The sequence below is a fragment of the Paenibacillus sanguinis 2301083 = DSM 16941 genome, from assembly GCF_000374825.1.
In the GTDB taxonomy this organism is placed as follows: Bacteria; Bacillota; Bacilli; order Paenibacillales; family Paenibacillaceae; genus Fontibacillus; species Fontibacillus sanguinis.
The window spans coordinates 259,738-271,696 of the sequence record NZ_KB895376.1 but is presented as its reverse complement, the minus strand read 5'-3'; the positions used below and the strand labels follow the sequence as shown (position 1 = coordinate 271,696).

General features: G+C 44.0%; 5 protein-coding genes. All 5 read left to right on the top strand.

Annotation, left to right across the window (positions count from 1 at the left end; translation table 11 throughout):
- Positions 1-293 precede the first annotated feature (293 nt).
- Positions 294-3,428: an efflux RND transporter permease subunit gene (locus C557_RS0101305; RefSeq protein WP_018750005.1), complete on the top strand. Its 3,135-nt coding sequence runs from the start codon at positions 294-296 to the stop codon at positions 3,426-3,428.
- A gap of 35 nt (positions 3,429-3,463) precedes the next feature.
- Positions 3,464-4,807, top strand: a complete 1,344-nt coding sequence (locus tag C557_RS0101300; protein WP_018750004.1) for an efflux RND transporter periplasmic adaptor subunit — start codon at positions 3,464-3,466, stop codon at positions 4,805-4,807.
- Between the two features lie 417 nt (positions 4,808-5,224).
- A complete protein-coding gene (locus tag C557_RS0101295; RefSeq protein WP_018750003.1) occupies positions 5,225-7,621 on the top strand; it encodes a copper amine oxidase N-terminal domain-containing protein in 2,397 nt (798 codons plus the stop codon).
- A gap of 129 nt (positions 7,622-7,750) precedes the next feature.
- A complete protein-coding gene (locus tag C557_RS0101290; protein ID WP_018750002.1) occupies positions 7,751-9,268 on the top strand; it encodes a stalk domain-containing protein in 1,518 nt (505 codons plus the stop codon).
- 136 nt (positions 9,269-9,404) lie between these two features.
- Positions 9,405-11,933, top strand: coding sequence for a hypothetical protein (locus tag C557_RS0101285; protein WP_018750001.1), 2,529 nt, complete (start codon positions 9,405-9,407; stop codon positions 11,931-11,933).
- The last annotated feature ends 26 nt before the right edge of the window (positions 11,934-11,959 follow it).

The window sequence follows — 11,959 nt, the reverse complement described above, 5'->3', positions numbered from 1 at the left end:
AAAGATTTGTTTTTCTTGGAATGCACTATCGTAAAACGGAAACCTCACGTACGGTTTAATTAGGAGGGCGGAAATTCATCTGCCCTTTATTCTAGAATGCACGTCAATACGGGGAAATTTGACTATGGCTATTCGAGGGATGCATAATAATTAATATACTTATAAATTGGGGGGAGCAAGGTAAATGAACTGGATAAAGTCTGCAATAAATTGTTGAAACCCTGTATGAGATGGAACGTAGTAAACTAAGTCTATAAAAATACAAAATAGAAATATTGGAGGGGAGTGAAGAGATGTCTCATTTTTCAATTAAACGTCCCGTGACGGTATTCATGTTGATTGTTACATTAATCGTCGGTGGCGTTATTTTTGCAACGCGGCTTCCTGTCGAGCAGATGCCAGAAATGGAGTTCCCAGTAGCGATGGTTGCCACAAGCGTGCCTGGCGCTACACCTTCGGAAGTTGAAGAGCTGGTGACCAAGCCGATTGAAAGTGGCTTGGCTTCGATTCAAAATGTGGATACCATCCAATCTCAATCGGGAGCCGGTTCGTCTCTGGTCATGGTGATGTTTAATTATGGCGTTGATCTGGATCAGGCCACACTAGATATGCGGGACAGCTTGGACAGAGTTAGGGGAGTGCTGCCGGATTCGGCTAATTCACCTCAGGTTCTGAAGATGGACATAAATTCGATGCCAATCATTAACCTTGCTTTCACTGGAGAGCAAGATGTCAACAAGTTGCAGCCTATTGCCGAGGATATTATTCAACCGCAACTGGAAAGAATTCCTGGTGTGGCATCTGTTAGCATTACAGGCGGGCAGGAACGGTTGATTCGAGTTACTATAGATCCTGCAAGCTTTGGCCAGTATGGCATATCCTTGGATCAGATTAGTCAAGCGCTGGCTGCTAATAATATTTCGGGGTCGGGTGGTTCAGTCACTAAGGGAAATAGTGAAATTCAAATTCGTGTCCAAGGGGAGTATCAAGCAGTATCCGAAATTGCTGAAACTCCAATTAATATAGGAACGTCGACCATTCGGTTAAAAGATATAGCTACTGTAGAAGATTCTTTATCTGATGTAACCACGATTTCCACTTTTAATGGAACTCCTAGTATTAATATATCTGTTACAAAGGCTTCAGGTGGGAATACACTGCAAATTGCAAGAGCCGTCAAAGACAGCTTGAAGTCTATTGCTGATGACTTGCCGGAAGGAACCAAGCTGGAAATGGTGACAGATGCTTCCGAACCGGTTAGCGATTCAGTAAGTTTGCTGCTTGAGCACGCAGTTATAGGTCTTATTATTGCTGCGGTTATTCTTCTATTATTCCTGAATAGTACAAGATCAACGATTATTGCAGCAATTGTTATCCCGATTTCATTTGTTGCTACCTTCATGATGATGTACTTTTCCGGTCAGACCATCAATATTATTTCGCTTGGTGGCTTGTTGCTGGGATTAGGTTCTTTCGTCGATTTCTCGGTCGTTATTATCGAAAATATCTTCAGACACCGACACGAAGGCAAGAGCATGATGCAGGGCGCGTTAGAGGGATCCAAGCAGGTAGGTAATGCCGTCATGGCATCCGCGCTTGCTCAGATCGTGGTTTTCCTCCCAATCGTCTTCGTTGAAGGCATGGCGGGCGAGATATTCAAGCCGTTGGCATTAACGGTCATATTCTCCCACATTGCTGCTTTGGTAGTGTCCTTGATGATTGTACCGATGCTAAGCTCTCGCTTCTTGCCCAAGCTACCTGATGAGTCGGTATATACCTCTGGTACATATAAGGGGAAGAATCCGATTGTATGGTTCAATATATTCTTTGAAAAAGTCAAGACAGCCTACGGAAAATCCTTGAAGTGGAGTCTGGGTCATAAAAAGATGGTCTTGATAGGTACAGTGCTTCTGTTTATAGGCTCGGCAGCCTTGTTGCCTCTCGTGAAATTTGAATTCATTCCTGAAATGGATGAAGGACAAATGACAGTAGCTATCGAGATGCCAAAAGGGGCGAAGCTGGAGGACACGGAGCAAGCTGTAAGCAAGATTGAACAAACCCTATTGGACATCCCTGAATTGGAGAACGTCACCGCAACGATCGGTTCAGGTGGGGGGTACGGCAGTGGGCAAGCAACAAATGAAGCCACACTGACGGCAACATTGGTGGATGAACGCAAACGTTCGACCGGTGAAGTTGCCTCTGAAGTACGACAAAAGGTTGATAATATCCCGGATGCGGAAATTACAGTCTCCGGTGCTGCCTCCCTCTCTACAGGTTCTGCAGTGCAGATTAACCTTACGGGCGACGATATGGAAGTTTTGAGAGAACTTTCGAATCAAATTGTCTCAGAAGTGAAGAAGGTGGAGGGGACAGTTAACGCAGCCAGCTCGCTGGATGCGGTGCGTGAAGAATACACGTTATCGGTAGATACTAAAATGGCTGCAAGGTACGGTTTATCAACTCCACAAGTCTTGTCAGCAGTTCGTACTTCATTCGAGGGGACGGTAGCTACAAGCTATCGGACTGGTGATGATCAAATTGATGTAGAAGTTGCGTTTCCAAAACAATATCAGCAGGATTATTCTTATCTTGAGTCACTGCGGATTGCAACAGCCCAAGGTCTTGATGTTCCTCTGATGTCGGTGGCCAAGTTAGAGCTTAAGGAAGTACCTGATACAATTACTCGTAAGAATCAAGCTCGTCAGGTATCAATTACGGCCGATATTGAAGGAAACGACTTGGTCTCTGTTAATAGTAAAATAGCAGCGATGCTCGATAAGTTGCATCTGCCGGATGGCTATTCAGTGGATACTGGCGGCGGCGAGCAAGAACAAATGATGGAATCGTTCATGAGTTTGGGGATTGCTATCTTATTATCAGTAGCCCTGATCTATATGGTTATGGCCGGACAATTTGAATCTTTGTTTACCCCATTCGTCATTATGTTCTCTATTCCAACGAGTCTCATAGGTGTAATTGTTGGGCTGGTTGTCACGGGCTCAAGCTTGAGTATTATTGCCTTGATCGGCTATATCATGCTCGTCGGCCTTGTTGTTAACAATGCCATTGTGATGATTGACTTTGTCATTCAACTTCGCCAAGAAGGGATGGGAGGAGAACAGGCGGTATTGCTCGCGGCTACTGAACGGATACGTCCGATTCTGATGACTACGCTAGCAACAGTACTTTCGTTGTTCCCAATGGCTTTCTCACATGACGTTTCAAATGCCACGATGGCGCCTATGGCTGTTGTCGTTGTGTTTGGTCTTAGCTTCTCGGCATTAATTACGTTATTCCTGGTTCCTGTCGTTTATATTGTGTTCGATAATATAATCGCAAAACGAAAAGACCGGAAGATGAAGAAGCAACAACAAAAAGGAACCAATGCTCAGATGAAGCTGGAGCAAGAGAGTATTCAAGCTTAAAGAATATGACTAGAATAGTGAGGTGGGGAACAACCATGAAGAAAAGTATGACTATGTTATTAATGCTCACGTTATCCATTGCGATAGCGGGTTGCTCGGGAGGGCAAAATCCAGCGACTGTAGCCGAAGAACAAGCGGTTTCTGTCGAATTGGGTGTGGTCGAGAAGGGGAGTATTGAAGCGGAAGCCGGTATTGTAGGGACATTGGCTCCCAACAAGACGGTGCAAGTGTCCCCTGAGGTTAGCGGTGTTATCAAGAGCATCGATTTGAAGATCGGGCAAGCTGTTAATCAGGGAGATGTCTTGTTCACATTAGATCAGCAAAACATTTTGGATAGCATCAAGCAGGCGAAAGAGTCATATAATATGGCCGTTGCCAGCCTTAAGCAAGCTGAGGATGGTTCTCAGCAATCCATTCAGCAAGCAGAGTCTGGAGTTGATCAGGCCCACAGTGCTCTTATACAAAGGCAAAATGCTATTCAACAGGTGCAGGTGGGGATCGCTGATGCAGAAAATGCTAATCGAGATGCCCAAAGCAATTTGAGACGAACACAGGAATTGTTTGCGGCCGGGGTTGTCTCCCAATCCCAGCTTGAGCAGGCCCAAACAGCGGCGAAGCAGGCGCAAAGTGCTTTAGAAAATGCCAATCTATCGTATAAAGATGCGCAAACGGCTTTGAAGAGTGCGCAGACAAGTTATGAAAATGCCAAAAAATCGTTGGAATTGGCGCGGCGTTCCTCTGGAGTGCAAGTAGCCAAAGCCAGCATTAATCAGGCGCGTGTAGCCTTGGAGACGGCTCAGAGTCAGTTATCCAAGACCAAAGTTGTGGCCCCTATTTCAGGAACCGTGTCGGCAGTAAGTGGAACAACCGGCCTGTTGGTTGGACCGCAAGCTCCTGTTGTAACTATTGCCAATACCAGTCCGATTCTGGTAAAGGTGAATCTGGCCGAGTCTGAAATGATGGATGTCAAGGTGGGATCTTCCGTCTCAGTTGAAGTTCCTTCATTAAACAAGAAGATCGATGCCAAGATTACAGCCTTGGGGTCTGTCATGGATCAGAGCCTGAAGGCGTATCCTGTCGAAATTTCTGTAGATAACCCGGACAGTACCCTTAGAGCAGGTATGATGGCTAATGTGTATATTCAATCCGGGAACGAGCAAGGGCTGCTGATTCCTCAGGAGGCCGTAACCGAAAGTGCTGGCGTGAAGTATGTATACACGGTAGATGGAGATAAAGCCAAGAGAGTTGCTATCGAAACTGGGTCGGAGAGCTCCACCAAAGTAGAGGTAACGAAAGGTCTGGCTGAAGGCCAAAGTATCATTGTGAAGGGAATCAGCATGCTAAGCGATGGCTCGAAGATATCTGTTGTTAACCAATAATATGTAACGAAGCGTCCTTTCATCTAAGATGAAAGAGCGCTTCGTCCTTAAACCCCTAAAATACCCCTGATTTGAAAAAATATAGGGAATAATTACTTGGTGACGGCGGGTTTCATTTGAAGATATAATGTTGACTACAGGGAAAAAAATTTTTTCAAATATCGCAACTTTTTAAAACCTGTAACGTCTAACCTTGTGAGCATGAAGTTGCTAGTGACAATATTGTCATTACTAATCGCTTCGAGTGACAAAATGCGATAAAAAAATCTTTACCTTCTCACAATAGCATTGTATAATACTGGAGTAGTTGTGAGATTTCTATTTTCTATCATTATCCTGGTTTCAAGCTTCTGTGATATTGTCACAGATATCATTATAAAGGGTTGGACTTTACTCGGAAAGGAGGTGTAATGACTGATGAGTAACATAACTCGAGACAAAAAAAATAATACTAAAGTTAATGATATTCAAGGAGGAGAAAAAAAGGTTATGACAACAAAGTTTAATAAAAAGATTATTAACGTGCTTGCTACAGCAACTTTGATTGCTGGGGTAGCTGCACCAATTACGGCACTGAGTGTTCCAACAGTTGTTGAAGCAGCTGGTACCGGAACTATTAAGGCCCTTACTACACCAACAATTTCTGCTAAAGATGCGAATGAACGTGTGGGGAACGTAGTTTTTGAAATCCCTAAATTTGCTAGCCTTGAAGCAGGCGATACACTTGAAATTGAGTTGCCTTTTGACTTGGCTGAAAAAGAATCAGTTACATCTACAACTTACAGCATTGCAGGAGCTGATTTTGTTGCATTTGATTTGGAAAAATTCCCTGATGCAAAGAACAAACTGGAACTGAGTAATGAAGGTGATGTCGAAGTTATTGACAACGGGGACTTCAAAATTACTGAACAGTCCAAAACTGACCGGATCATTGTGGAATATATCGGCAAACCTGTAACTCTTACAAAGGATCCTGCTGTCTTCACATTGACACTTGGTGCTCTGTATGTAGAAGAAGGTGAAAATGGTGAAGCTAAAGTAAGATTTAGCGCTCCTTCTTCCAGCCCATTCCCTGCTGGTGAGGCGATCGTTGCTAAAGTGAACGACGAGAACAACAGTATGAATTTGTCTTTTGGCAGCTTGGATACCTCCAATGAAGTATTTACTCCAAATCTTATCTTGGAAGAGCCATTTGCCGGTGCACTCAACGAAAGCACTGAAATAAAAATCAAGCTTCCTAAGGGATATGAATGGGATGACTTGAGAGAGAATAAAAAGATAGAAACTATCATTGGTAACTTTAAAGCTGAATGGCTTGACGTTAAGCCAGATCCAGACAAAAAAGAAGAATTGATCATTAAAGTTAAAAAGGATGCAGATGATCGCAAGAAGCTTGGTCAAACAAAAACTCCAACCAAAATTGAAATTCCTTTCAACTTTATTGTTGAGGATTCAAGCAAAGTAAAAGAAGGCGAAATTATCGCCCGTGTAAGTGGCGACACGACTACCAACATTACAGAAGGCAAAATCGGTACTTACGGTGAATATGGTTCAACACTGACGGCTGAAGATGCGCCTACTCTGATTGCTGGCCGAGATGAGCAAGAAATTGCTGAATTCCATTTGACAGAAACTATTGGTGAAAGTATCGTAACTGGTGCGAATGGACGTTACCTGGAAATCACCTTGCCTGAAGGTGCAAGATGGCAGCCAGAATATGAGCATGATGAGAAGAAAGACGATCCTGCTGACCTTACAGGAACTATTAAAGACGAAGGCGTAACTTTGAAATTTGCAGGATATACAGGTACTAATAACCGTACAGCCAAGTTTAAAGCAGAACGTACAAATGATACCGATGCGGCTACCCTGGATTTTGAAGATCTGGAAGTAGCTTTGGCCCCTGACTTTACAGGTGACTTGAAACTTGCCTTTGGTGGATCCGCAGGTATCGAAGGTGAACTGGTAGTAGGTAAAGTGGTTGCTCCTGTTACTGCATCTGTTGAGACAACTCCAGAAGTAGTTATCGGTGCCAGAGAGCAAAAAGCTGGTGATTTCACCATTAAAGAAGGAGCCGCTGGCGCTTTGGTTGATGACAAGGAAGTTCGTCTTGAACTGCCAGATGGAGTTAAATTTGCAAAAACACCAACAGTGAAAGTTTCGGGTGGAGATCTGGATATCTCGAACGTGAAGAGATCCAGCAATGATAAAGTAGTATCATTCAATGTTGATGCTGAGAGCGATACGGCTAGTACAATTTCTGTTTCCGATGTGAGCATTATTGTAGACCGTACTGTTCCAGAAGGACCAATCGAATTGTCTGTTAGAGGCGATGCTGTATCTGAAACTCAAAAATACTCCGATTGGGAAGATAATGATGCTGTAGCTAAGGTATCTGTAGCCAAGGTATCCACTCCTGCGCCAACAGATCAAACTACTGAATCGGTATTCACTATTGGAAGCACTAGCTATACTGTAAATGGTGCTACTTACACTGCTGATATTGCTCCTTATATCGAAAATGGCCGTACATTCTTGCCAGTTCGTTATGTAGCTGAAGCTGTAGGTGTATCCAAACAAAACATCAAGTTTGATAAAGCAACTTCGACGGTTACTTTGCTGAAAGGCGACCGCGTCGTACAAATCAAACTGAATACTAACCAATTGATCATCAACGGTGCTGTTATTCACATGGATGTTAAAGCATCCACTAAGAGTGATCGTACTGTCCTGCCAGTTAGCTGGGTAGCTCAAGCTTTGGGAGCAAACATCAGCTATGATGAAGCTACAAAGACAGTTAAAGTAAACAACTAATCTTTGTGGGTTGGTATTGAAAAAGGGGTTCCTCTTGGAACCCTTTTTTTCATAGTATTGTATCAAGCATCGATTTTTATACATCTTATTATCTGGTTTTTTAAAAATAAAGGAGAAGGAGCATATGAGATGAAACGATTCAGCTCGGGTTTACTTTCCACATTACTTCTATCTTCTGCTATAGCCGGGGGGGCCTCCGCTAATGCTGCAAATGATATCAGTGTAGTTCTTGATGGCGTACCCCGCACCTTTGAGCAGAAGCCCGTACAAAGCAATAATGTTACTCTGGTTCCTATGCGGGCTCTGTTTCAATCCATGGGTGCTCGAGTGGACTATGATCAAGCCACCGGGTTAATTACCGCAGCCAAAGGGAACGATACGATTGAACTGAGAGTCAACCAGACGGTTGCTTACAAGAATGGGCAGAAGATGACATTGCAGGTTCCTGCCAAGCTGATTCAGGGTTCTGTTTATGTTCCGCTTCGTTTTGTAGGGGAAGCGTTTGGAGCCCAGGTAAGCTGGGAGCCCGCTACATTAACTGTTCGGGTTGATTCAGCTGCCAAGGCAGAAGAATCAGGTCATACTGATCCGCTGGCTCCAGCTCCTGATGCCAGCAAGGAGCTGCCATTGGAGACAAATACAGAGCCGCTTTCTTATGAAGATGCCGTTGCACTTGCCATTTCTCATAGCAATGATATTAAATCCCAAGAGAAGGCTCTCAAAATTCAGGACAACAATTTAGAGGATGCAGCAGATAACATTGACTATATTCCCGCTTCTAACCAGGGTGGCAACCCGGATGCCAACTCTGCCTGGAATAATTACAGTCAATCCCAAATCAAGTATCTTGTCTCCAAAAAGCAATTAGAAGTTACTAAGGAAGGATTAGCCTATCAGGTAAGAAGTGGACTCAATTCCATTATTAACGCTATTGAAGCCAAACGTTTGGCAGATCTGAGCTTACAGGACGCAGAATGGAAGCTGCGGATTGCTCAGACCAAATTGTCTAATCAGATGGCTAGCGAATATGAGGTTACTCAAGCACAAAATGCCGTTGAACAAAGCAAGGCAGCAAGGGACGTTGCAGATAAAAATTTGAGCGAGTCCTACCGGGATTTGAACGCTTTAATTGGTTATAAGCCGGATCAGAAGTACGAGATTGTAGATGTCCCTGAATTTAAGGAATTTGAGGATGACGTCGATGCTCATGTAGGGAGAATACAAAAGGATAGTCCTACTGTTTGGATGGCAGAGCGTGGCGTCCAGCAGGCGGAACTTAATCTTGATTATTTTACATTCGTGGGGCAGACCGTCAATTCTTATGATAACGTGAAGATCGATGTCCAATTGAAAAAATTGAGTGTTGCAGATGCCAAGAAGCAGCTTGAGGATGCAGTTCGACAAACCTATGATCAAATCAAGAAACTGGAGACACAATATAGCCAGCTTCAGGCATCCATTGGTAGTGCCAATGAGGCCTTGAATGTTGTGCAGAAGCGTTATGAGTTAGGTATGGCAACAGAATATGAAGTGTTTGAAGCACAACTGCAATTAGAAACATTAAATCAACAGATAATAACCATTGTTACCGGCCTGGATAATGCAAAGTTGGCTTATTCCAAACCATGGCTGGTAGCAGCAAGATAAATTCATTGTGAAAATAATATGTGTAGGGCGGGGTCAAAAGATTTGGCCCTGTTTTTTTGCGCAACTTTTATATAAGATGAAGCGTTTATATGAAATGAACATGTAATGATATCACAGCAATGAGGGAGGAGAAGTATTGAGTAAAATTTCATTGGTTACAGCGGCTGCTATCTTGACAGCATCGGTATTGACCCCCCTATCATCACACGCAACGGCTGCGGGTATCCCTGGGGCAGCCAAGCTGAAGACAGCGGCAAGCCAAGGCACGGTACATACATTAGCCAATTTGCCTCCAGTAAAAATCACCGCCAAAAGTGTAGTGCGACTGACAGATGTAAACATTTTGACTCTTGACCATGAGAATGTTCTGACCTATACATTATTGGTTCAGAATAATGATAATAAGGCCATTGATTTGATTGACTATTGGTCTAAGGTTAAAACGGTAAGCGGGACTATATATAGTACATCATTGATTAGCCAGGACAAGGAGAAGAAGAAGGTAGCGGCCGGGTCTTCCACCACGTTAACGTTCACCACTCGGGTAGCCAAGCATATTCAACCTCAGCATTTAATTTTTCAAGTCATTAAATGGGATTTTAGCCAGCCAGGTTATGAGGCACTCAAAGGGCAATTCAAGGTACCCGCAGGCTATTTGATGTCCACCCCTTCAAACCAGTCAAAAACATTGCCCATTACCGATGCTCGTATAAAGGCTCAGGTAGAGGGAGTGACAACTTATGCCTCCGGTGATTACAATTATGTCAGCCTGAAGCTAGCTTTATCCAATCAGGGCTACAGATTGTTTGAGGCTCCCGACTTTAAGTTTGTTATTCGTACAGCTACGGGATTGAGCTACCCGCTAACATTAGATCCCGGAAGCGTGGAGTACAAAATCCAGCCTAATGACAAGAAAATACTTCATTTGACAGCTCAAATTCCGAAAGCAGTCAAGCTATCAGGTATGGGATTACAGATCGCCATTGAAGATGAGACTGCCAAACAGAGCCTGCCGATTGCTACCATGCAGTTGCCAAATGAAGCTAGTCAATGGAAAGCCATACAACCTGGCTCTGAAACCTTGTTGCAGGTGAAAAACGGGAAATTAGCTGCACAGGTTGGTCAGGTAACGATCACTCAGAACGATGGAGAACATTTATTATCTGTGCGTGTTGCTTTGCGCAATACGGGAGCAACCGTAGTGGACTTGCCTGAATACCAGTTTGAGTTGCATACTTCGGATGGCTATCGTCTGCCTGTGAATCTTCCGGCACTTGAGAAGTTGACCCTCCAGCCGCAGGAAGATAAATACATCACTCTATCGGTAACCATACCCAAGAATATCAGCACGGTTAACCCACGTCTATTTATGAACCTGCCACTCTCGGAGGAGAATAAGGAGAACTTGACTTACCCGGTAGCTATCTTTGCGTTGCCTGAGCTACACCCGGTAGAGAATATGATAGGAACAAGGCAACAAATTCAGACGAAAAATGGAGCTTTGGGGGTTACTTTATCTTCCGTGCAGAAGCTGCCATGGGGCGATGGCCAAATGATAAATGCCAAAATTACTATCGATAACCCCAATGCAAAGACACTGCAATTACCGGATTTAAGCGGGGTTCTACAGATGGACTCTGCCGAACTAACGGAAGAAACGAAGCTGGTGCTCACGCAGCCTGATCGGCTGATCGGGGCGGGCATGTCTACAGATATATATGTAGTTGCGAGGGCTCCGGGTTATCTGAATTTCAACCAGCTTCAAGTTGTGCTCCGTGAGAAGTTAGGAGAGAACAGCACAGACTGGGTACGATTTGGTAATACAGGCAATATTCCAGAAATAACCGATATTCCATGGGGGGCTTCGTTTACATTCGATACGCTAGGACGCAAGCAAGAGATTAGTGTATTGAATTCCCGCATCTACAGCAGCGTATCAAGCGATTTGCTTTATGCCGAGGTCATGGTTGAAAATCTTGAAGAGTACTCCATGGATCTTTCCCAATTCGTGGGTGCCTTCCAAACCTCGAATGGTCGAACATATAAGGCATCAGTAAGCCAAACGGACAGTCAGATCGGACCGGGAGAAAAGAATATTGTTACGTTCTGGGCAAAAGTAAGGGAACCTGTGTCAACAAGTTATGTCAAGCTAATTATCGGGGAAGGCATTACTGATAACAAATTAACACCAGTTAAAGGCGAGGCTGCGGGCTACGTCAATGGGGTAGCCATGGAATTGGATATTGTAAAACCGAGAGTGAAACGCTCCTTGCGGGATTTGCCACTATCGCCTTATGAGCTATCTGTAAGAAAGGTCGACGTTGATTTGTCCGGCCTGGTGAGCTTCACCTATGATCTTAGTCATGAGACGGGCTACGATCTCGGTGAGACCAAGCATAAATATTTGTTTGAAATCAAAGATTCCAACGGATGGGTGTTTAACAAGGAATTTGTTCCTGGGGTTGACCTTCAGGTCATGGATGGCGGACGAATGAGCTTCAGTCTTGACCGTGCCCTGTTGGAAGATTTGACCGAAGATGATGATTTCGATTTGACCATTTATGATCTGTTTGAAAATCACAAGGTTAAACTGGGTAGCAGATCACTCTACTATTCTGATTCCACGGATGATGCGGATTCGGATGATACAGATTCGGATGAATAACAGGATTTGTGCCTGGGAGATTTGAG